Raw genomic sequence first — 21,067 nt, 5'->3', positions numbered from 1 at the left:
GACATCCGCAAGTTGCGGGCGTATGTCCCGCGCCCTCGCAAGCACTTCCGTTTGCGACAGACACCATGAACCGAGCGATGTCGTACCGCTACGAAAGAACTGTCCGCATACCGAATAGCCCAAAGCTGTTCGATTGCGCATGCCCGGCTCATGGGAGCGATCTTGCCTGACCGCGAGATCGACAGTCCGCTTCTCACGGACCCTCCTGAGCCTGCCGCTCCGGAGGGTTTTTTGTTGCCCGCCGCGCGGCCCCACCGAACATCCCGGCAATGGCCGGAACGAGAGACCCGGATCTCGGGGCTCGCGCTGGAGAGGCGCGTGCCCAAGTGCGCGGGGCCTGCCGGAGGGAACGAGGCGATGAGCCGGACACCGATGGCAGAGCGAACCCAGTGGGTTCGCAATGTGCGGCGCGTCGACAGCGCCGCGATCGAATTTTTGTAACTCGGTTTGCCGTGAGGGATCGCGGCTCAACCGACGCTGGTGGTGAAGATGTCGGATACTTCTCCACACGGCACAGCGGGTATGCCTCCCGCCTTTGACACACGCACCGGGATGCGGCCTCGGAAAAGGCTTGCACGCGGCCCGGCGCAGGATCTGTCCGTTGGGGACAGAGACTGTGTTGTTGTCACTGAAAGCCGATATCGCCCGTTCCCCAGCCTACCCATCAATGGCCGATGCGAAAGCACCGGCCTGGCGGTGGTGAAGATGTCTGTTACTTCGTGGTAAAGGCGTGAAAGCGCCGAGCAGGTTCGAACCCTGCGCGCCGAAAGGCGGATCGCCCGCAAGGGCAGCAACAGCATCGATCGTTCCCCGCCAACCCCATCACGATCCGTGGTGAAGATTTCTGTTACTTCGCCTGCAACGCGAGAGGCCGCGGGTTCGAATCCCGCCCGGTGTCCCATGCACCGGTAGCTCAGAGGATAGAGCGCTTTCCGGCGAGCTTCGGCTCGTCGGGTACAGCAATCGCCCGTTCCCGGATCGTGTCCCCTAGCCACCGCCGGTGGTGAAGAGCGCTGTTACTTCGGATCGCAATGTCGAAGGTTCGACTCCTTCCGGACGAAAGTCCGTAGCTCAGCGGTAGAGCATGTGACTTGCCCGCAAGGGCAGTACAGCCTCGCCTGTTCCCCGGCACCGTTTCCATCCCCATCAACCCAAGAGGAGGCCATCATGGTCAGGCTCAACAAGATCGTTCGCGCCTTCACGCGGGAGGGCGCACGCGCAATTCGCTTCACGCCCGAGATGGAGCTGAAGCGCGCGCTGATGAACTGCCTCCTGTGGGAGGACCAGTTCTACGAGGATGGCGTCGCCATCGCCGACCGCATCAAGGCCCTCGTGCCCAAGGTCGCGCCCGCGCGCGTCGCGCAGCTTGCGATCGAGGCGCGCGAGGTGATGAAGCTGCGGCACGCACCGCTCCTCGTCATCCGCGAGATGGCGCGGAACGAGAAGCACCGCACCCTCGTTGCCGACACGCTCGCCCAGGTGATCCAGCGTCCCGACGAGATGACGGAGCTGCTCGCGATCTACTGGGCGGATGCGCTGGGGCCGATGCAGCAGCGCAAGCGCCAGCCGGTCTCGGCACAGGTGAAGAAGGGTCTTGCCCGCGCGCTGACCAAGTTCGACGCCTATCAGCTCGCCAAGTGGGACCGCGACGGCGCGGTGCGGATCAGGGACGTTCTGTTCCTGGTGCACGCCAAGCCGAAAGACGCCGATCAGGCGAAGGTGTGGAAGCAGCTCGTCGATGGCGAGCTCGCCTCCCCCGACACCTGGGAGGTTTCGCTCTCGGCCGGCAATAACAAGCGCGAGACCTTCGAGCGGCTGATCGCCGAGCGAAAGCTCGGCGGCCTGGCGCTACTGCGCAATCTGCGCCTGATGCAGAATGCGCAGGTCCCGCGCGAGACCATCGCAGGCGCGATCGAGGCGATGCGGACGGATCGTATCCTGCCCTATCGCTTCATCACGGCGGCGCGCTATGCGCCGGACTTCGAGCCCGAGCTCGAGGCTGCGATGCTCAAGTCGATCAAGGACCATGTGCGGCTTCCGGGCCGCACCCGGCTCCTGATCGACGTGTCCGGCTCGATGTTCGCGACCCTCTCCGCGCAGTCGGAAATGACGCGCGCGGAGGCGGCGTGTGGCCTTGCCATTCTCGCCCGCGAGATCTGCGACGAGGTCGAGATCTTCACCTTCTCCAACGAGGTCGTGAAGGCCCCTCCCCGCCGCGGTTTCGCGCTGCGGGATGCGATCATCAACTCGCAGCCGCATGGCGGAACCTATCTCGGCAAGGCGGTGACGGAGATCGACTGCAAGGGCGATCGCCTCATCGTCTTCACCGACGAGCAGAGCCACGACCAGGTGCCCGAGCCGAGGTCGCGCGGCACCATGGTCAACGTGGCTTCGTATCAGCACGGCGTCGGTCACGGCGCCTGGACCCGCGTCAACGGCTTCTCCGAGGCCGTGGTCGCGTGGATCGCGGCGTCCGAGACGGCGTTGAACTGATGCGCAACAACAATGGCCCCGGACGCGAGATGCGCCCGGGGCCAGCGAAATCTCTGAAATGATCCGCCCGCCCCCGTTATGGTGCGCGCGGAATGACAAGGATCTACGACCATGCGACGACCCGATCCCTACATGGAACGCGCCCGCGAGCTCTGCCTCGCCGCCGGTGTCGATCCCGACTCGCGCGTCGGCGAAGGACGCGGCCAGCCGGCCTGGTGCCTGTACAAGGACGCCGCGCGCAAGGAGCATCTTGCCCGCGAGGCCAATGCGACCGCGAGCTCGATTGCCGCGTTCCGGACGCAGGACGCCCGTTTCCAGAATGCGCCGCTGAAGGTGTTCGGCCCGCATGAGGAGGCGACGATCGCGCAGATGCGCAATTGCATGGCCATCGGCAATGTCGTCTCCGGCGTGATCTGCGCCGACGGCCATCTGGGCTATGCGCAGCCGGTCGGCGGGGTGATCGCCTATGAGAAGCAGATCAGCATCTCCGGCGTCGGCTTCGACATTGGCTGCGGCAACATGGCGGCTCGGCTCGACACGCGCTTCGACGACATCGCGGGGATCGCTCCCACGATCATCCGCGACGTCGCCAAGGTGATCTCGTTCGGCGTCGGACGTGCCAACGCGGAACGGGCCGAGCACGACCTGTTCGACGACGGCGAGGCCTGGCGCGAAAGCGACATGGAGGACTACCGTCAGAAGGCGGTGAAGCAGCTCGGCACGGTCGGATCGGGCAACCACTATGTCGACCTCATGCGCGACGAGGAAGGCTTCGTCTGGATCGGCGTCCACTTCGGCAGCCGCGGTCTCGGGCACACCTCCGCGACGCGCTACCTCAAGGCCGCCGGCGGCAAGGACGGCATGAACGTCCCGCCCGCCGTCGTCGACGAGGACAGCGAGCTCGGCCGCCGCTACATCGCGGCGATGCAGCTCGCCGGGCGCTATGCCTATGCGGGCCGCGAGTGGGTCGTCGAGCGCGTCCGCCAGATCATCGGCGGCAGCGTCACCGAGAGCGTGCACAACCACCACAATTATGCCTGGCGTGAGACCCACGACGGCAAGGATTTGTGGGTGGTGCGCAAGGGCGCGACGCCGGCGTTTCCCGGCCAGAAGGGGTTCGTCGGCGGCTCGATGGGCGACGACGCCGTCATCCTCGAAGGCGTCGACAGCCCGGAAGCCAAGGCCTCGCTCTACTCGACCGTGCACGGCGCCGGCCGCCTGTTCGGACGACGTGAGGCGAAGCGGCGCTTCTCGCGCGAGGAGATGGACCGTTGGCTGAACGAGCGCGGCGTCACCTTGATCGGTGCCGACCTCGACGAGAGCCCGATGGCCTATCGCCGCCTACCGGACGTGCTGGCCCAACACGCCGGCACCGTGCGCGTGCTGCACACGCTGCGGCCATTCGCCGTCGCCATGGCCGGCGAAGGCGAGTTCGATCCGTGGAAGGACTAAAGCGAAACCGTGGGCGGGAGGCGACGTCTCCCGCCCACGTCACTCCATTTTCTTTCTTTGAATCCGGTCGCCTCTCATCTCGTCAGATATTCGCGCATTAACGCGCGGGCGCGATGCAGCCGCGCCTTCACGGTCTGCCTGCTCGCGCCGAGCGCGGCGGCAATCTCTTCGATCGTCATCTCCTTGACGTCGCGCATCAGGGCGACATCGCGATAGTGCGGCGGCAGGGCCTCGAACGCCGCGGCGACGTCGAGCCGCAGGTCGGCCTCGGGGCGCAACAGCAGTGCGGCCTCCGCCTCGCCCTGATCGACTGCCGGTACAACGCCGGCCCGGCGCGCGAGCCGCAGGCATTCGCGCCGGACCACGCTGAACAGCCAGGCCGACAACGCCAGCAGCGAACGGATCGTGCCGACGTGGCGGAACAGGATCCACAGCGCCTCCTGCGTCGCATCCTCGGCGTCCGCTGAGCTGCGGCAGGTCGCGCGCGCATAGCGACGAATATCCGGCTGCGTTGTCTCGAGCAGACGCGCAATGTCAGCGCGAAGCCGGCGCCACCGAGCGCGACCAGCCATGCTGTCGCGCCGGCAAGATAAACGAACGCCGCAGCCGCCACCGCAATCCCCAGGACGACCCGCACCACCTGATGCAGTCCGCCGATGTTCTTCCTATAGAATCCCATCACATCCTCCGATATGGGCCGAGACCGATTGCCTCGACCAGCAAGAGGACGCGACGGCCAAGAAGGATTCGCGCTGACGGAAGATTTTTTTGCGATCAGGCTCCGACCGCCTGATAGGCCAGGCGCTTGAACTCGAAGAAGAACGGATTCCAGAAGCCCATATAGCGCTGGGCCATCAGCACGCCCGCCGTATTGGCTTCCGGACAGATCCACCAATGGGTCCCGGCCAGGCCGCCCCATTGGAATTCACCGGTCGAGTTCGGCGGATCGAACGGTGTCGGCGCGAAGGTGACGGCGCCGCCGAGGCCAAAGCCCTTGCCGGGAATCGGGCCGAGATTGGCAAAGCGGATGGTCTGGCCTGCGGGCAGCTGGTTCGTCATCATCTGCCGCAGCGTTTCCGGCTTCAGCAACGCATCGGACCCGGGCAGCAGCGCACACACCAGCGCGAGCATGTCTGGCAAGGTCGAGACCAGACCGCCGCCGCCCGAGAGCCGCGGCAGCGGCCGCCGATAGGCTTGCGGGTAAGGCAGATGGTCGGCCCGCGTGAGGCCGGGCTTCATGGGGTCGAGCACGTCGGCGCCGTTGTAGAGCGCGACCAGCCTGCCCTGCTGTGTCTCGGGGACATAAAAGCCGGTGTCGGTCATGCCGAGGGAATCGAAGATGCGCGCCTTCAGGAAGGCGTCGAGCGGCTGGCCCGAGACGACCTCGACCACACGGCCGAGCACGTCGGTCGCCACGGAATATTCCCAGGCCGTGCCAGGGTGATAGGACAGCGGCAGGTCGGCGAGCCTGTCGATCATGTCGCTGAGCGGCGTTAGCGGATTGAGCACGCGCGCCTCGTTGTAAGCCTTGAACAGCACCGTGCCGGGATCGAAGATACCGTAGCTGAGACCGGAGGTGTGGGTCAGGAGCTGGCGGATCGTGATCGGACTCTTCGCCGGCTCGACATCGGCAAGGCTCGAAGCGCCCTGCTTCAGCACCTTGCGATTGCCGAGCTGCGGCAGGAATTTTTCGACTGCGTCATCGAGCCCGATGCGGCCTTGCTCGACCAGCAGCATGATCGCGCAGGTGACGAAGATCTTGGTGTTGGAGAACGCCCGGAAGATATGATCGGGCCGCAGCGCAGTGTTGGCCTCTCGGTCGGCAAAGCCCACGCATTGCTGATCGACCACCTCGCGGCCGCGCAGCACGGCCCAGGATACGCCGGGAATGATCTCCTGATCGACGTAGCGCTGCATCGCCGTCCGTACGGCGGAAAAATCAGTCGTTCTGGCGTCCATGTGCTCCCCCCCGATTTGTGGTTGGAATCGATATAGCGCGATTTCTCAGGATATGAAGCCCACGGTGCAGCTCATCCCTGCTTCATCAGCACGGTGACCTGCAGCCGGCGCCGAATCCGCATGCCCTGCCGCTGGTACAGCGCGATGGCAGACGTATTGCTCGCGAACACGTGCAGGAACGGAATTTCGCCGCGCGCCTCGATCTGGCGCGCGATGGCGGCGAGCAACGCCTGTGCGTAGCCGCGACCGCGATGATCGGGATGCACGCAGACCGCCGTCATCTCGGTGAAATTGCCCGGCTTCATCCGCTCGCCGGCCATGGCGACCAGCTCGCCGCGTGCACGGATGCCGAGGAATGTGCCGAGCTCGTGCGTCCGCGCCGCAAACGGCCCGGGCTTGGTCAGCTCGGTCAGCGCCATCATGGCGGGAACGTCAGTCGCGCCGAGGCGGACGATCTCGGCATCGCGCAGCGAAGTGTCGGCGGGCGAGCCGATCAACTGCTCGCCGGGCTCCGCGAGCAGCACCTTGAAGCTGGCGGGAATTTCGACGGGCTCGGGCGTGAACAGCACCGCGACTTGCGAGCCCGACATGAGATCGCCGAGCGCCGCAAAACTTGCCGCGGACATGTCCGCCATATCGGCAAACGGCGTCATGTCCACGGGATAGTGCAGAGCCCGCGGGCCGCCCTCGGCCAGATGCTTCTGGCTCGTCGTCAACGCGCTCCAGATCGGGCGATCCAGCAGCGCCTCATCGCTCGCGGACATCGGCCTAATCCTTGTCGAAGCTGACGATGACGGCGGCATTGGCGATCAGGATGGGATCGTTGGCCACTTCCGTGGCCGAGGGGATCTCCAGCCCGCCCTTGACCGCGGTGACGGTCACGGTGCCGTAAGGCAGCTCCTTGGCGACGGCTTCCTTGTCGACGGCTTCTGGATTCGGCACGCCGATCGTGACGTCCACGTACATGTCGTTCGCGGTCTTGCCGATCATCCGGAAGAAGCCGAGGCTGGAATGCCTGATGGCATCGGAGACCGCGCGCTTGGCCGCCTTGGTGGCGTCCCTGCCGTGGACGTCGACGCCCATGCCCATCTCGGTGACACAACGAACGCGAGGCATGCTTTATTCCTGTGGCTGGTTGGGTAGTGGAGAGTTTCGACGATCGGCACGCCCAACACAAGTGTGGTTGTCATGTTGAACCGAGACGTGCGCCACAGGCTCCGTCATTGCGAGCGCAGCGAAGCAATCCAGAATCTTTCCGCGGTGACAGTCTGGATTGTTTCGTCGCAAGGGCTCCTCGCAATGACGAACGGTGAGAGCGTCGCACAAAATTCACGCCTTCGCCTTCTCGTGCGCCCGCAACTCGTCGACCAGCACCCGTACGTTCTCCGAATAATCGATCGGGACCACGACCAGATGCACGCCGCCTTCCCTGAAGGCGGCATCGAGCGTCGTGCCGAAGCTGTCGATGCTTTCGATTCGATGACCCTTGGCGCCATAAGCCTTGGCGTATAGTGCAAAATCCGGATTGCCAAACGTCATGCCGTAATCGGCAAAGCGGTCGACGGCCTGCTTCCAGCGGATCATGCCGTAGGCCTTGTCCTCCAGCACCAGCACGACCAGGTTGAGCTTGAGGCGGACCGCCGTCTCTATCTCCTGGCTGTTCATCATGAAGCCGCCGTCGCCGGCAACCGCAAGCACGCGGCGGTCGGGATAGAGCATCGCGGCCATCATCGCCGACGGCAGGCCGGCGCCCATGGTCGCCAGCGCATTGTCGAGCAGCAGCGTGTTGGCGACGCGGGTGCGGTAGTTGCGCGCAAACCAGATCTTGTACATGCCGTTGTCGAGGGCGACGATGCCGTTCTCCGGAATCACCTGGCGGATGTCGTGCACGATGCGCTGCGGCGTGGGCGGCCAGCGCGCTTCGGTGGCGCGGTCGGCGATGTGCTTCAGTATCTCTTCGCGCAGCGGCAGCAGCGCCCCGGCCTGCGGCAGCTTGCCTTCGAGGCGATCCGCCAGCAGCTCCAGGCTCGGGCCGACGTCCCCTACGACCTCGGCATCGGGGAAATAGACCTGCTCGACGCTCGCCGGCGTGTAGCTGACGTGAATGACCTTCGGGCCCGAGGGCCCCATGATGAAGGGCGGTTTCTCGATCGGGTCGTGACCGATCGCAACGATCAGGTCGGCAGCGTCAATGGCATCATGCACATAGTCGCGCTCGGATAAGGCGGCAGTGCCCATGTAGAGATTGGTGCCGCCGGGCACGGTGCCCTTGCCCATCTGAGTCGTGAAGAACGGAATGCCGGTCCGCCGCACGAAGCTTGCGATGCCGTGTGTCGACCGCGGCCGGCTGGTCGCAGCGCCCATCATCACCAGCGGGCGCTTGGCGGCCATGATCATCTCGGCGGCGCGGTCGAGCGCGGCGCGATGGGCGACCGGGATTTCGATCGGATGGACCGGGATCACGGGGACCGCAGGCACCTCGTCCCCGGCAACGTCCTCGGGCAGTTCGAGATGCACCGGCCCGGGCCGCTCCTCCATCGCGACGCGAAAGGCGTCGCGCACCACGGTCGGGATGCTGGAGGCGCTGACGATCTGCCGCGAAAGTTTCGTGAGCGGCTTCATGGTCGCCACCACGTCCACGATCTGAAAGCGGGCCTGCCGGCTGCTCATGATCGGCTTTTGACCGGTGATCAGGATCATCGGCATGGCACCGAGATGCGCATAGGCGGCGCCCGTCGACAGGTTGAGAGCACCCGGGCCGAGCGTCGACAGACAAACGCCGGGCTTGCCGGTCAGCCGCCCGTGGGTGGCGGCCATGAAGGCCGCGGCCTGCTCGTGGCGGGTCAGGATCAGCTCGATCCTCGAAGCACGCAGCGATTCGACCAGATCGAGATTCTCTTCGCCGGGGATGCCGAAGATGCGGTCAACACCCTCATTCTCCAACGCCGCGACAAACAGGTCCGATCCCTTCGCTTTGCGTTCCATCCCGCCCAATGCCGCCTCCGCTCGTTGTGAATTCAGACTCCCCGAGCGGCCGCATGGTAACGGCTCGCGACACGGGAACAACTCACAAAGAGGCGCGCAACTGCAACTCGATCAGCTCTCGCTCGATTGACAAGCCGCGATATCTGACTAAAGTCAGATATCATGCTCGATCCCGTCTCCCGCGTTCGCCGCTTCAACCGCGCCGTCACCTCTGCGGTCGGAGCGCTCGATACGTCGTTTCTCGGGCGCGGCCGGCCGCTGGGTGCCGCGCGCGTGCTCAATGCGATCGGGCACGGGCGATCGGACGTGGCGGAGATCCGCGACTATCTCGGTCTCGATTCCGGGCTGATGAGCCGGCTGCTCCGCAGCCTCGAGGACGAGGGGCTGATCGAGACCGCCGCACGCGAGGACGATGCGCGGCGGCGCATGGCAACGCTCACACGGGCGGGCCGGCGCGAGTTCGCAGCCTACGAGGCGCTGTCCAACGCGCAGGCCGAAGGCCTCCTCGCGCAACATTCGCAACGCGAGGCGTTGCTGGCGGCGATGGACCTGATCGCCTCCGCGCTGACGCGCGAGCGCGTCGCGCTGGAGGAGACGGATCCGCGCTGCGAGCAAGCGCGCTACTGCCTCGGCGAGTACTATGCCGAGCTCGGCCGCCGCTTCAGCCAGGGCTTTGAGGTCTCGCTGTCACGCGACCCCGACGCCAAGGACATGCGCCGGCCGCGCGGCACATTCCTCGTTGCGATGTCGGACACGCTGCCGATCGGCTGCGTCGGCTTGAAGGGCACCGATCACGGCTACGCCGAGATCAAGCGGCTGTGGGTCGCGCCCGCCGCGCGCGGGCTGCGGCTCGGCCGCCGCCTGATGGATGCGGCCGAGAGCGCCGCGCGCGAGCTCGGCATCGCGCTGCTGCGGCTCGACACCAACAGCGCACTGCCCGAAGCCGGTCAGCTCTATCGCAGCACGGGCTGGCGCGAGATCCCGCGGTTCAACGACGATCCCTATCCGGACCTCTTCTTCGAAAAGCGCCTCTGACGCTGGACCGGTTCGCGGTCCTCGCGCGTTGGTCGAGGCCGTGGGAGCTTCGATAATGATGAGAGACGACCTCGCCGACATCTACCGCGCCTACATCGCTTGCCTGAATCGGCGGGATTGGCCGGCACTCGGACAATTCGTGCATGAGGAGGCCACCCACAACGCGCGGCCCCTTGGGCTTGCGGGCTATCGCGCGATGCTGGAACGGGATGTTCGGGAGATCCCCGATCTGCAGTTCCATATCGAGATGCTGATCTCCGATCCTCCCCGCATCGCCGCCCGATTGAAGTTTGACTGCACACCGGTCGGGACATTCGTTGGTCTTGCGGTCAACGGGCGGCGCGTGTCCTTCTGCGAAAACGTCTTCTACGAATTTCTCGACGGCAAGATCCGGCAGGTCTGGTCGGTGATCGACAAGGCCGCGATCGAGGCGCAGCTCTGACGCCACGCCTCGATCTCGAATTCACGCCGCCGCGGGCGCCACCTCGCCTTGCGGCTTTGCGAAGGGGCGGAACGTCATCGCCATCAGGAAGGCCCCTAAGCCCATCGCCCAGGAGGCGATGTAGAGCCAGGCATAGCTGGAGAAGGCATCGTAGATCAGGCCGCCGGCGAGCGGGCCGGTCGCCATGCCGAGGCTGCCTGCCATCGCCGTGCCGCCGATCACCGTGCCCATCATCTTGAGCGGGAAGTTCTCGCGGATCAGAACGGCATAGAGTGGCATAGTGCCGGCATAGATGAAGCCGAAGATCGCGCCGACCGCATAGAACGTCGTCAGCTGTTGCGCGAAGACATAGGCGAGCGCGCCGAAGGCCTGCAGCAGCAGGCCCGAGACCAGCACGCGCTTGGCGCCGAAGCGGTCGCCCATCAGGCCGAAGGCGATGCGCCCGCCGAGGCCGGCAAATCCCTCGATGCTGTAGATCGTCACCGCTGCGACCAGCGGGATGCCGCAACTCACGGCATAGCTGACGGTGTGGATGATCGGGCCGGAATGCGTCGCGCAGCAGAAGAAGTTGGTGGCGAGGAGGATCAGGAATTGCGGCGAGCGCAACGCCTCGCCCATCGACATCTCGTTTTGTCCGGCGGTTTCGCCGGCGGGCGCGGCCGGACCTTGCGCGAGCGCCGGAGGACGGCGCACCAGGAACGAGACCGGGATCATGATGGCGCCGACCACGAGCGCGATGATCTGCATCGAGGTGCGCCAGTCGTGGCCGGAGACGAGCCAGGCCGCCAGCGGCGACATCGTCATCGGCGCCATGCCCATGCCGGCCGAGACCAGCGACACGGCGAGGCCGCGATTGGTGTCGAACCAGCCCGTGACGGTCGCCATCATGGGCGCGAAGATCGCCGCGCAGGCGGCGCCGACCAGCAGGCCGAACACGATCTGGAACACGAGAAGCGAGGTGGCGTAGCTCGCCGCAAACAGGCTGAGCGCCAGCACGACTGATCCCGTCAGCACCACCGGCAGCGGCCCGAACCGGTCGGACAGCGTGCCCCAGGCCATGCTGGTGAAGGCCATGGCCAGAAAGCCGATCGTCATCGCGCTGGAGATGCCGGTCACCGACCAGCCGGTGTCCTTGGTGATCGGCTGCAGGAACACCGGCAGCGAAAACATGCCGCCGATCGCGACGCAGCCGAGCAGGCCGCCGGCGGCGACGATCACCCAGCGATAGTTGGAAGAAATCATTTCAGTCTCCCGTCAGGTCTGTCTCGCGTGAAAGACGAACGGGAACTGCGCCGGCCGACAGGCCGACGTCATTTTTGCCGCACGCTTTCGTGAGCGGCCAGCAAAACTCGCAAAACAACCCCATGCACAGTAGCCGGCGCTAGCGGGATCAATGACTTACCTACCAGGAACGACAGCTCAGCGGCTCCCTGTCCTCGCGCGACATCATCACAGATCGGTTTGACACGTCGGGCAAAACAGCCGCAGAATGACAGCATCCCACACATATTGATCTGGTCCGCGATGTTCATCGTGATGATGCTTCGCGCCGCCGGTCTGTTGGTGGATTGCAGGGAGTCCCACATGCCAAAGATCGACGTCGCCACCGTGCCGGCTCGCAAGGGCTCCGGCTATCCGGCGCCTTTCAATGCGCCTTGCGCCGAGCGCATTCGCAAGCGGCTCGGCGATGCCGGAGGCTTGTCGGATTTCGGCGTCAACCTGATGCGCCTGCCGCCGGGCACCTGGTCGAGCCAGCGGCACTGGCATTCGCACGAGGACGAGTTCGTCTACATTCTCGAAGGCGAAGTGACGCTGATCGAGGATGGCGGCGAAACCGTGCTGCACGCCGGCGATTGCGCCGCCTTCCCCAAGGCCAGCGGCAACGGCCATCACATGATCAACAGGTCGAGCGTGACGGCGGTCTATCTCGAGATCGGCTCACGCTCGCCAGCCGACCTCATCACCTGCTCCGACATCGACATGATGAGCCCGGCAGCGGACGGCCGCTTCCTGCACAAGGACGGCACGCCCTATCTGTAAGTGACATTGCGGCTCACAGGGCCGCACTACGGCGCCAGTCGCCGACCGTGAGCCAGACGGCCGAGACCAGGAAGTAGATCGCGCCGACGGCGGCATAGCCCGCGACATTCGCAATCGACGGCACCGCAGGCGTCGCGGCCTGGAAGATGAAGAAGCCGCCCGCCAGGGCCGACTGGCCACCGCTGAGCACCATGGCCCATTGCGCGCCGAGACGCTTCCAGCGCCGCACGGCCGTGCCGAGCTGGAGCAGTCCGGACAGGATCGCCCAGGCTCCGAAGATTCCGAGCACCCAGTTCATACTGACCTGCAAGGCCAGGATGACCGCAATGGTGGTGGCGAGGCTGACCAGCACGTTCAGGCCCTGCGTGCGGTTCTGGTTCAAGCCACCGCTCCAGAGCGCGTCGAGATAATTGGCGGCAGCGTCCCACGCCGGATAGGCAACGAGCAACGTCGCTGCGATCACTGCCGATGACGGCGCGATCGCGAGGGCCGCAATGACCCAAGCGACGGAAAACGCGGCACGCATGAAGTAGTACTGCTTCAGCCATTGCGCCTGGTCGGCGCCCAAAGCCATCTCGCTGGTTCTCATTTTCTGCCTCTTTACCTACTAGTTGGTAGTTTACGTACGACGCCGAATCACCGCCCTGCCCGGCCTGGGCCGATCTCGTCAGTGCCTGGTGGAAAGCCGCTCCAGCAGCGGCCGGGTGATTGTCCCGAAGATTTTTGGATCGCCATAGGCCCGCGCCGACAGCATCGCGCCGTGAACGGTTGCCATGAATCCCTCCGCCTCGGCCCGCGCGGTGCCGGAGAGATGGAGCCGGCCTTGCCGCTTGCCGCGCTCCATCACCGAAGCCAGCCACGACGACACGGAGCGGAAATGCGCGCGGACTTCGAGCGCCACTTCCTCGGGCAGAATCGGAAGCTCACTGGCAAGGAGCGCGCAGACGCAGAAGGGAGCCGTCGCATCCTTGATGCACGCCTCCCAATAGGCGATGTAGCTTTTGAGCTGCTCGGCGGGGTCGGCGACATTGCGCTCGAGCGCCGACAGCCCTGCCTGGGCCTCCTCGCGATAGCGCGACACCAGGGTGCGGACCAGATCGACCTTGCTGGCAAAGTGGTGGTGGATGCTCGGCTTGCGGATGCCGACGACATCGGCGATGTCGGCGTAACTGAAGCCGTTGTAGCCGCCCGCGATGATCAGCGTACGGGCGCAGCCAAGAATGTCGTCGGCGGTCGAGGAAGCGGTGCTCATGGCGCTTAGCTACCTTCCAGTAGGTAGGCGGTCAAGCGAGGATGCTTCAATGATCCGTGAGTGAGTGGTAGGAGCCCTGCATGACCATCCGCCCGATCGTGCGCTATCCCGACCGCCGGCTTGCGCTGCCGGCCCGCCTCGTCACCGCGTTCGACGATTCCTTGCGCGAGCTCGCGCAGGATCTGCTCGACACAATGCGCGCCGCGCCCGGCATCGGCATCACCGCGCCGCATATCGGCGTGCCCTTGCGCGTCGTGGTGCTGGAGCTCGACGCGAAGGACGGCCCGCAGACCTACGTCAATCCGGAGATCACATGGGTCTCGCCGGAGATGATCATGCACCGCGAAGGCAGCGTCTCGATGCCGGGGATCAACGACGAGGTGCAGCGACACGCGTGGGTGCGGATCAGCTATCGGGATCTCGACGGCAACATGCACACCGAGGAGTCCGAAGCCCTGCGAGCTGTCTGCCATCAGCACGAGATCGACCAGCTCGACGGCATGTTCTGGATTCAGCGGCTGTCGCGGCTGAAGCGGGAGCGGCTGGTGAAGAAGTTCGAGAAGATGTCGCGGAATTCGTAGGGTGGATTAGCGCAGCGTAATCCACCTGAGTACGACAAAATGAGAGAGATGGTGGATTACGCCGCCCGCTGCGCTTCGCGGCGGCCTGCTAATCCACCCTACGCTACTGCCTGTGTGGGACACCCTGGATTACGCTGCGCTCCATCCAGGCTACGGAGCCCGATTACGCCCTCTTCCCTGTCCGCTTGATGATCGGCTCCTTGCGACGCTCGCGCTTGCCGCGCGCGATCTCGGTGGCGAGCGCGTCCAGCTTCGGCTCCCAGAAAATCCTGAACTGGCCGACCCAGGCATCGACCGCTTGCAGCCCGGCGGCGTCGACCGAATAGAGGCGCCTTTGCGCCTCCGCCCGGACGCTCGCAAAGCCGCTCTCGCGCAGCACCTTGAGGTGCTGCGAGACGGCCGCCTGGGTGATGCCGAACTCGGCCCCGATGACTTCGACGACCTCGCCGGACGCCATCTCCTTGAGGCCGAGCAGCTCGAGGATGCGGCGGCGCACGGGATCGGCGAGGACCTCGAAGGCGTGCATCAGCTTCCGGTGCCGGGATGAACGATGTCGGGCGGCATCTCGCCGCGATAGAATGCGATGGTGCGGTCCGAGCGCTGCTTCGCCTCGTCAGGATCGACCCCGCTTGCGACATGCGCCGCACGCCAATATTCGCCGCTCGTCGTCATGAAGTCCTTGCCCTCGGGCGAGACCATCCACGCCTCCGCCGTTTCATGATCGACCGATGCCCCGGTCGCAAGATATCGCTCAAGTCCCGCAAGCGCGAGGTCCCAACCGATACCGACCGCACCCGGACCGAACTGATTCCAATGATCCTCGATGATCGCGGTGTGCTCAAGCGTCAGGCGCGCCTGGCTTCGCTCGGCTTTCAGGCTGACGTCGATCCAGCTCGTGGCGCCGCCGAATTCCCAGGTCGCGGCGAAATGGGTGGGCGGCGTGCAGGACGTGATGGTGCCGCCGGCATTGCCTTTGACCTGGTAGCGTCCGCCGAGCCGGAGGTCGCCCTCGACCGGCGCAAACCAGCGCGGGATCCGCTCCCTGCTGGTCACGGCGTCCCAGAGATCGTCGACGCTGGTGTCGTAGAGCCGCGTTAGCGTCACCGCGCTAGCCGGCTTGCCGTCTCTCTCCAAGCTCCTCACCGAGCGCGTCACAAGCCCCAAGACCCTGGCGACGTCGATCTGCATTTTCGGTTCTCCCTGTGGTTCATCCGCCGAACAAATATCGATCGCGACTAATATAAGTCAATACTTATATTGCGCGACGTTCCGCTGCGTCAAACCGCCCGCGAGGCGGAACCAAACAACGGCCACGGCGTCTATCGGTGCCCTCCCCCAGCTCCACAAGACGGAATGACCTCATGAAAGTTCGCAAATTCGCCATCGCCGACGCCTCGCTCGAGCGCTCACCGGGACAGGATGGCGATATTTTCGTCGCCAACATGGTCGACCAGCGCCACGGCGGACCTATCACGATCGGCTTCGGCCGCTACGCGCCGAACCAAAATCTCAAGGAGACGATGAAGGTCGACGATGTCATGATCGTCCTCGAAGGGAAGCTGTCGGTCACGAGCGACGGCAGCACCGTGACCGCGGGGCCCGGCGAGATCGTCCATATGCCGAAGGGCGAGACGGTCACGATCCGCTCGCACGAGCAAGGCGCCGTCACCGCCTATGTCACCTATCCGCATTGGCAGGAGGCGCATGAGTGAGGCACGAGCTGCGACGCCCTACCCGCCGGGCATCAGCGCCTTCGCCGGCTCGTAGGGCGGATTAGCCGAAGGCGTAATCCGCCATTGCCGACACGGCGCGGCGAGAGATGGTGGATTACGCCGGCGGGCTGCGCTTCGCGCAACCGCAGGCTAATCCACCCTACCCGCCCGTCACTAGCGCCTTCGCTAGCGCCATGTAGGCCGGCAGCGTCACGGGATCGTTGGCGGCGTTGCCTGCCATGGGATGCGAGGCGTAGCGTGCGATCACCATTTCGGCCTTGGGATCGATGTAGATGCCCTGGCCGTAGACGCCGCGCGCCATGTAGGCGCCGTGCTCATTGTGCGTGATCCACCATTGATTGCGGTAGGAGGCGCCCGGCAGTGTGGTGTAGCCGGCCGGCTTGAATTTTTCGGGATCGCCGCCGCGCGCGATGTCCTCGACCACCTGCGACGGCACGATCTGGCGGCCGTTGAAGCGGCCGTAGTTGCGCATGGTCTCGCCAAAGCGAGCGAGATCGCGCAATGTCGTGGAGAGACCGCCGCCGCCGCTCTCGGTGCCTATGCGGTCGACGTGATAATGCGCGTCCTCCTCAGCGCCCATCGGCTGCCAGATCCGCTCGGACAGGAGGTCGGACAGCGTCAGGCCGCTGGCGCGCCTGATGATCCACGCGAGCACGTCGGTGTTGACGGTCTTGTAGGCAAAGGCCTTGCCGTGCTCGCCTTGCTTCTTCTGCGCGATGAGGAAATCGAAGATGGTGGTGGGGCCGTCATAGCCCGGAGGGATCGGCGCCATGCCGTTGGCGCGCCTGAGGCCCCACACGTCCGAGTTCTTGTCGGTGTAGACCTCGGTGTAGAGCAGCCCCGTGGTCATATCCATGACCTCGTGCCCACGCGCATCGCCGAACGCGCTTGGCTTCAGCTCCGGAACATAGTCGACGACGGGCGCCTGCGGATCGACCTTGCCCTCAGCGACCAGAATCCCCGCGAGCACGCCGGTGAACGACTTCGTCACCGACATCGCGATATGCGGCTTGTGCGGCTTCAACGCGCCGAAATAGCGCTCATAGATCAGCCTGCCCCGGTGCAGCACGGCGATGCCGTCAGTGTAAGTCTCCTCCAGCATCTTTTCGAACGTCATGGGTCGGCCGTCCATCGTGACCGAGGCAACCCGGCCGATGTCCTGCTCCGCCCGCGGCAACACCGACGCCGGCCCTGCCCCGCGCCAGACGTTCACGGTCGGCACGAGCTGGCGGATGTTGCTCCAGGCCCAGCGCAGCTCGGGGAAGCTGCGGAAGGAGCCGTCCTGGAAGGTAATGAGGCGGTCGGGGGATGGCGGGAAGCCGCGCATATAGCCGAGGGTTTCGGGGTCGGTTTCAGCGGCAGCAGGCTGCTGGCTGGCGGCAGTCGCGACGGACATTAAGCGGGCTCCTTGGAGACGATGCGGATGTCGTATCACGGGAGCAGAGGTCGGGCATCCGACGTTTGTGCCGGGTAGCTACGCAAAGTCGAGATGACGTGGCCAAGCATGGCACGCGAACGGCTCGCAGCGCCGCACTATGCCGAAAGAGGAGTGGCAGCCTGCCGATCCTGCCCGCTCCGGATTCCTCATCCCGCCTTGAGCAACCACCGGATCGGCAATGCGACCACGAAGAGCGTGGTGACACCTGCAGCCCACAGCGTCACGAACCATAGCAGCTGCCTCCAAGTCCGCGATGCGCGCAGCATCAGTGATACCCCTCGCCGTGCCGCACCTTGCCGCGGAAGATCCAATAGACGTAGCCGGTATAGACAAGGATCACCGGTACCAGCACCGCCGCGCCGACGAGCAGGAACAACTGGCTGCTGGGATGCGTGGCTGCCTGCCAGATCGTAATCGAGGGCGGCACGATCATCGGCCACATGCTAATGCCCAGCCCGGCATAAGAAAGCAGGAAAAAGCCGAGCGCGCACAGGAACGGCATCCCATCCTCGCCCTTCGCGAGCGCGCGGTGAAAGCGCCATGCCAGCAGGGCCAAGAGAACTGGCACAGGCGCTGCGTAAAGCATGTTCGGCAGCGTCAGCCATCGCTCCCGGAACGCAGGGCTTTGGATGACCATCATCAGTGATATGAGGGCGATGAAGCCGAGTGTCGCAAACCCGAGAACGCGTGCGTAGTTGCGGCAGCGTGCCTGAAGCGCGCCGTCGGTCTTCCATATCAGCCAGCACGCGCCGAGCAGGCCGTAGCCGACGACAAGGGCAACACCGGTCAAAACCGAGAAAGGTGTCAGCCAGTCCCACCACCCGCCGGCGTAAGCACGCCCCTCCACGCGGATGCCCTGCACGATGGCACCAAGGCAAACGCCCTGGAGCAATGCGGCCGCAAAGCTGCCCCACGAGAAGGCGCGGTCCCACCATATTTCACCAGCCGACGTCCGCGCTCGAAACCGCATTTCGAAGGCTACTCCGCGGAACACCAGCGCCAGCAGCATCAGAATGAGCGGCATGTACAGCGCAGGAAAAATCGTCGCGTAGGCCAGTGGAAACACGGCGAACAATCCGCCGCCACCGAGGACGAGCCAGGTTTCGTTGCCGTCCCAGACCGGTGCCACCGAGTTGACCATGACATCGCGATCGGGCCTCGCCACCTCGGCCGGAAACAGGATGCCGACGCCGAGGTCGAAGCCGTCCATCACGACGTAGAGCAGCACGGCCGTGGCGATCAGCAGCGCCCAAATCAATGTGAGGTCGATGCTCATGGCCGGATCCCCGCCTGCCGCGGCTCTGCTCTGTGCGTGTCTGACCCTGCTATCAAGGCTGGCGCCGGCGTGATGCCGGCCGTGCGGACCGGCTGGCCTTGTGGCGGTCCGTGCTCGCCGGCTTCAGGGGTCTGGCGGAAGAGGTGAAACAGATAAGCAATCCCCGCGCCGAACACGACAAAGTACACGACAACGAATGCCGCCAGAGACGCGGCCACCGCCGGCGCTGCGATCGGCGCCACGCTATCGGCGGTCCTCAGCAGTCCATAAACCGTGAATGGCTGGCGTCCCGCTTCCGTCACTGTCCATCCAGCCGTCACAGCGATCAGCCCCGACGGCCCCATGGCCACGGCAAAGCGGTGCAGCCATGGCGTGTCGTACAGAGCGTCGCGCCAACGCAGAACGAGCGAGGCCATGCCGAGCACGATCATCAGAATCCCCAAGCCGACCATGATGCGGAACGCCCAGAAGACGAGCGGAATGTTGGTCGGCCAGGTGTCTTTCGGGAAAGCCTTGAGCCCCTTGACCTCTCCATCAAGGCTATGCGTGAGATAGAGGCTCGCAAAGCCAGGAATGGCAATTTGGCCGCGCGTCACCCCGGCTTCGGCGTCCGGCATTCCGAACAGGATGGAAGGCGCGCGGCGCTCGGTCTCGAAGTGACCCTCCATGGCGGCGACCTTGGTGGGCTGGTGGTGATACGAATTCACCCCATGCAGATCGCCGATCAGAAGCTGTAGCGGGGCCACGATCGCGGCCATCCACATCGCCATTGAAAACATGATGCGTGCGCGTTCGTTCATCCTGTTCCGCAGCACGTGCCAGGCGCCCACGGCTCCCACGATCATCGCGGTCGTCAGGTAAGCCGCCGTCACCGTGTGGGCGAAGCGATAAGGGAACGACGGATTGAAGATGATCGCCGGCCAGCTCTCGGGGATGAATTGGCCGTCCGCTCCCATCGCGTGTCCTGCCGGCGTCTGCATCCAGGAATTTGCGGCTAGAATCCAGAAGGCCGAGAGCAAGGTGCCGCCCGCGACGAAACAGGTCGCGACGAAATGCAGGCGCGGGCCGACGCGTCCCAGGCCGAAGAGCATGACTCCAAGGAAGCCGGCCTCGAGAAAGAATGCCGTCAGCACCTCGTAGCCGAGGAGCGGCCCGAGCACCGGGGATGTCTTGTCGGCAAACACCGACCAGTTCGTGCCGAACTGGTATGACATGACCAAGCCCGACACCACGCCCATGGCGAAAGCGACGGCGAAAATCTTCAGCCAATAGCGGTAGGTATCGAGATAGGCGCCGCGGCCCGTCCACAGCCACAGCCCTTCGAGCACCGCAAGATAGCTCGCCAGCCCGATCGTGAAGGCCGGAAACAGGAAGTGCCAGACCACCGTGAAGGCAAACTGGAAGCGCGCAAGATCCAACGCGCTGGGTAATAAGTCGGACATAGCTCCGCCCCCGACATCAAGTGCGGCCCGCAGCTAACGCTTTCAACCTACGCTTGTTCCAACTGCCTCGAACATCCGATGTCGAGGGTTTTAAGCATTCTGCGGGCACTGTCCTTGAAGGCTATCCTCGGCACATTACCATCTCAATATGCCGGAATGTCCTACCCCGCGCACGGCCTGCAACGGACGAGTTGCGGTTGAGTTCGACGCGCAGAGGCCGTTCTGCCGGCTTCGAAGAGCCGGCGCCGAGCTTCTTTGATCAATGCAAGTTCTGGCGCGCTGCCGTTGGGCAAGCCTCACAAGAGGCCATTGTCCTTGAGCAGTTGAACTTCATCACCCGTAATCCAGCCGAAAACCTTCAGCAGCCCATCATTCTGCTCAAGCAGATAGGCATTAGTAAAAGGCACGTCGATACGCCTGCCATCTTTCTCGAATTCGCTGCTCCAGCCCACGTGGACAAGGCAATGTGTTTCATCGATTGAATGCATCTCGATCTCGGAGACGGTGACCGCCTTGTTTCCGATCTGACGGTAGCGCTCGTATCCTTTTGAAATCCGCTCGACAAAAGCGTGATCGTTGTCCCCTGCCATGACACCCTTCGGTCCTGCAGCGATATATTGGGTGGAAAAAAGCGAACGAAAAAACTCCTCATCAAGAGTACCGTCCAAGCCATCTCTGAAGGCTTGGGCATATCGTTCAAAGAACTGTTCCACTTCGCTTGTCGAGATGGTCATCGCAACTCCTCCTTCGACTTCGAGAAAATGTTGCCAGATCCGCCGCAAGCTGGGTGCGCTACCTATCGATCTTGGCAAAGATGGGCCCTGTGCCAGCGACGCGAGTCTTGCCGGCGCTCGCAAGCACCAGCTTGAAAACGAAGAAGCCCGCATCTCTGCGGGCGTTCCAGGGTTTCACCTTTCTGGTTTCGGGCCGTGCCAACCA

Annotated in this window: 21 protein-coding genes, 1 tRNA gene and 1 pseudogene; 8 read left to right on the top strand and 15 right to left on the bottom strand. The window is 64.6% G+C overall.

Features of this window, described 5'->3' with window-relative positions; all coding sequences use genetic code 11:
• Nucleotides 1–905 precede the first annotated feature (905 nt).
• From I6F12_RS07735 to I6F12_RS07725, 3 genes are all read left to right on the top strand, one after another.
• Nucleotides 906–1,061: transfer RNA gene (locus tag I6F12_RS07735), tRNA-Arg, on the top strand.
• Between the two features lie 106 nt (nt 1,062–1,167).
• Nucleotides 1,168–2,493, top strand: coding sequence for a TROVE domain-containing protein (locus tag I6F12_RS07730; protein ID WP_225155906.1), 1,326 nt, complete (start codon nt 1,168–1,170; stop codon nt 2,491–2,493).
• A 111-nt stretch (nt 2,494–2,604) separates the two neighbouring features.
• Nucleotides 2,605–3,945, top strand: coding sequence for an RtcB family protein (locus tag I6F12_RS07725; RefSeq protein ID WP_036022627.1), 1,341 nt, complete (start codon nt 2,605–2,607; stop codon nt 3,943–3,945).
• Nucleotides 3,946–4,019: 74 nt separating this feature from the next.
• Here I6F12_RS07725 and I6F12_RS07720 read toward each other — a convergent pair whose 3' ends face one another.
• From I6F12_RS07720 to I6F12_RS07695, 6 genes and pseudogenes are all read right to left on the bottom strand, one after another.
• Nucleotides 4,020–4,517 (bottom strand): sigma-70 family RNA polymerase sigma factor, encoded by a 498-nt coding sequence (locus tag I6F12_RS07720; protein ID WP_225155905.1) that lies wholly within the window; start codon nt 4,515–4,517, stop codon nt 4,020–4,022.
• Nucleotides 4,478–4,624 (bottom strand): annotated as a pseudogene (locus I6F12_RS07715) (DUF2892 domain-containing protein); the annotation flags it as partial. The gene I6F12_RS07720 and the pseudogene I6F12_RS07715, both read right to left, overlap by 40 nt.
• Nucleotides 4,625–4,719: 95 nt before the next feature.
• The gene (locus tag I6F12_RS07710) at nt 4,720–5,904 is read right to left on the bottom strand and encodes a serine hydrolase domain-containing protein (protein WP_225155904.1); all 1,185 of its coding nucleotides are present in this window, start codon (nt 5,902–5,904) and stop codon (nt 4,720–4,722) included.
• Nucleotides 5,905–5,975: 71 nt separating this feature from the next.
• Nucleotides 5,976–6,668 (bottom strand): GNAT family N-acetyltransferase, encoded by a 693-nt coding sequence (locus I6F12_RS07705; RefSeq protein WP_225155903.1) that lies wholly within the window; start codon nt 6,666–6,668, stop codon nt 5,976–5,978.
• A 4-nt stretch (nt 6,669–6,672) separates the two neighbouring features.
• Nucleotides 6,673–7,020, bottom strand: coding sequence for a Lin0512 family protein (locus tag I6F12_RS07700; protein WP_225125733.1), 348 nt, complete (start codon nt 7,018–7,020; stop codon nt 6,673–6,675).
• A gap of 213 nt (nt 7,021–7,233) precedes the next feature.
• Nucleotides 7,234–8,889 carry an acetolactate synthase large subunit gene (locus I6F12_RS07695; RefSeq protein ID WP_225125734.1) on the bottom strand — a complete coding sequence of 552 codons (1,656 nt, stop codon included), beginning with the start codon at nt 8,887–8,889 and terminating at the stop codon, nt 7,234–7,236.
• Between the two features lie 162 nt (nt 8,890–9,051).
• Here I6F12_RS07695 and I6F12_RS07690 point away from each other — a divergent pair, with 162 nt between their 5' ends.
• Both I6F12_RS07690 and I6F12_RS07685 read left to right on the top strand, forming a co-directional pair.
• Nucleotides 9,052–9,924 (top strand): bifunctional helix-turn-helix transcriptional regulator/GNAT family N-acetyltransferase, encoded by an 873-nt coding sequence (locus tag I6F12_RS07690; RefSeq protein ID WP_225112235.1) that lies wholly within the window; start codon nt 9,052–9,054, stop codon nt 9,922–9,924.
• Nucleotides 9,925–9,979: 55 nt separating this feature from the next.
• Nucleotides 9,980–10,366 carry an ester cyclase gene (locus I6F12_RS07685; RefSeq protein ID WP_109144036.1) on the top strand — a complete coding sequence of 129 codons (387 nt, stop codon included), beginning with the start codon at nt 9,980–9,982 and terminating at the stop codon, nt 10,364–10,366.
• 21 nt (nt 10,367–10,387) lie between these two features.
• Here the strand turns inward: I6F12_RS07685 and I6F12_RS07680 are convergent, their stop codons facing one another.
• Nucleotides 10,388–11,608 carry an MFS transporter gene (locus I6F12_RS07680; RefSeq protein WP_225155902.1) on the bottom strand — a complete coding sequence of 407 codons (1,221 nt, stop codon included), beginning with the start codon at nt 11,606–11,608 and terminating at the stop codon, nt 10,388–10,390.
• A 342-nt stretch (nt 11,609–11,950) separates the two neighbouring features.
• Here I6F12_RS07680 and I6F12_RS07675 point away from each other — a divergent pair, with 342 nt between their 5' ends.
• Nucleotides 11,951–12,406 carry a cupin domain-containing protein gene (locus I6F12_RS07675; protein WP_225140223.1) on the top strand — a complete coding sequence of 152 codons (456 nt, stop codon included), beginning with the start codon at nt 11,951–11,953 and terminating at the stop codon, nt 12,404–12,406.
• 13 nt (nt 12,407–12,419) lie between these two features.
• Here the strand turns inward: I6F12_RS07675 and I6F12_RS07670 are convergent, their stop codons facing one another.
• Both I6F12_RS07670 and I6F12_RS07665 read right to left on the bottom strand, forming a co-directional pair.
• Nucleotides 12,420–12,995 (bottom strand): DUF308 domain-containing protein, encoded by a 576-nt coding sequence (locus I6F12_RS07670; protein WP_074447870.1) that lies wholly within the window; start codon nt 12,993–12,995, stop codon nt 12,420–12,422.
• A 78-nt stretch (nt 12,996–13,073) separates the two neighbouring features.
• On the bottom strand, nt 13,074–13,658 hold the full coding sequence (locus tag I6F12_RS07665; RefSeq protein WP_036000944.1) for a TetR/AcrR family transcriptional regulator: 585 nt from the start codon (nt 13,656–13,658) through the stop codon (nt 13,074–13,076).
• An 80-nt stretch (nt 13,659–13,738) separates the two neighbouring features.
• Here I6F12_RS07665 and I6F12_RS07660 point away from each other — a divergent pair, with 80 nt between their 5' ends.
• Entirely contained in the window at nt 13,739–14,239 is a 501-nt protein-coding gene (locus tag I6F12_RS07660) for a peptide deformylase (protein WP_225155901.1), read from the top strand.
• Between the two features lie 163 nt (nt 14,240–14,402).
• Here I6F12_RS07660 and I6F12_RS07655 read toward each other — a convergent pair whose 3' ends face one another.
• Nucleotides 14,403–14,765: a metalloregulator ArsR/SmtB family transcription factor gene (locus I6F12_RS07655; protein ID WP_225146625.1), complete on the bottom strand. Its 363-nt coding sequence runs from the start codon at nt 14,763–14,765 to the stop codon at nt 14,403–14,405.
• Nucleotides 14,765–15,427 carry an SRPBCC family protein gene (locus tag I6F12_RS07650; RefSeq protein WP_036000961.1) on the bottom strand — a complete coding sequence of 221 codons (663 nt, stop codon included), beginning with the start codon at nt 15,425–15,427 and terminating at the stop codon, nt 14,765–14,767. The genes I6F12_RS07655 and I6F12_RS07650 overlap by 1 nt, the downstream gene beginning before the upstream one ends.
• Nucleotides 15,428–15,600: 173 nt before the next feature.
• Between I6F12_RS07650 and I6F12_RS07645 the strand changes: the two genes are divergently transcribed.
• Nucleotides 15,601–15,951 carry a cupin domain-containing protein gene (locus I6F12_RS07645; protein WP_109144042.1) on the top strand — a complete coding sequence of 117 codons (351 nt, stop codon included), beginning with the start codon at nt 15,601–15,603 and terminating at the stop codon, nt 15,949–15,951.
• A gap of 160 nt (nt 15,952–16,111) precedes the next feature.
• Here the strand turns inward: I6F12_RS07645 and I6F12_RS07640 are convergent, their stop codons facing one another.
• The 4 genes from I6F12_RS07640 to I6F12_RS07625 form a co-directional block, all read right to left on the bottom strand.
• Entirely contained in the window at nt 16,112–17,368 is a 1,257-nt protein-coding gene (locus tag I6F12_RS07640; RefSeq protein ID WP_225155900.1) for a serine hydrolase, read from the bottom strand.
• Nucleotides 17,369–17,675: 307 nt separating this feature from the next.
• Nucleotides 17,676–18,686 (bottom strand): cytochrome d ubiquinol oxidase subunit II, encoded by a 1,011-nt coding sequence (cydB, locus tag I6F12_RS07635; RefSeq protein WP_225140217.1) that lies wholly within the window; start codon nt 18,684–18,686, stop codon nt 17,676–17,678.
• The gene (locus tag I6F12_RS07630; protein WP_225155899.1) at nt 18,683–20,128 is read right to left on the bottom strand and encodes a cytochrome ubiquinol oxidase subunit I; all 1,446 of its coding nucleotides are present in this window, start codon (nt 20,126–20,128) and stop codon (nt 18,683–18,685) included. Before I6F12_RS07630 ends, cydB begins: the two co-directional genes overlap by 4 nt.
• 296 nt (nt 20,129–20,424) lie before the next feature.
• Nucleotides 20,425–20,862, bottom strand: a complete 438-nt coding sequence (locus I6F12_RS07625; RefSeq protein ID WP_225155898.1) for a nuclear transport factor 2 family protein — start codon at nt 20,860–20,862, stop codon at nt 20,425–20,427.
• Between the last annotated feature and the right edge of the window lie 205 nt (nt 20,863–21,067).

The sequence above is a fragment of the Bradyrhizobium sp. IC4059 genome (assembly GCF_020193615.1).
Taxonomy (GTDB): domain Bacteria; phylum Pseudomonadota; class Alphaproteobacteria; order Rhizobiales; family Xanthobacteraceae; genus Bradyrhizobium; species Bradyrhizobium yuanmingense.
This window is presented reverse-complemented; position numbering and strand designations above follow the sequence as displayed.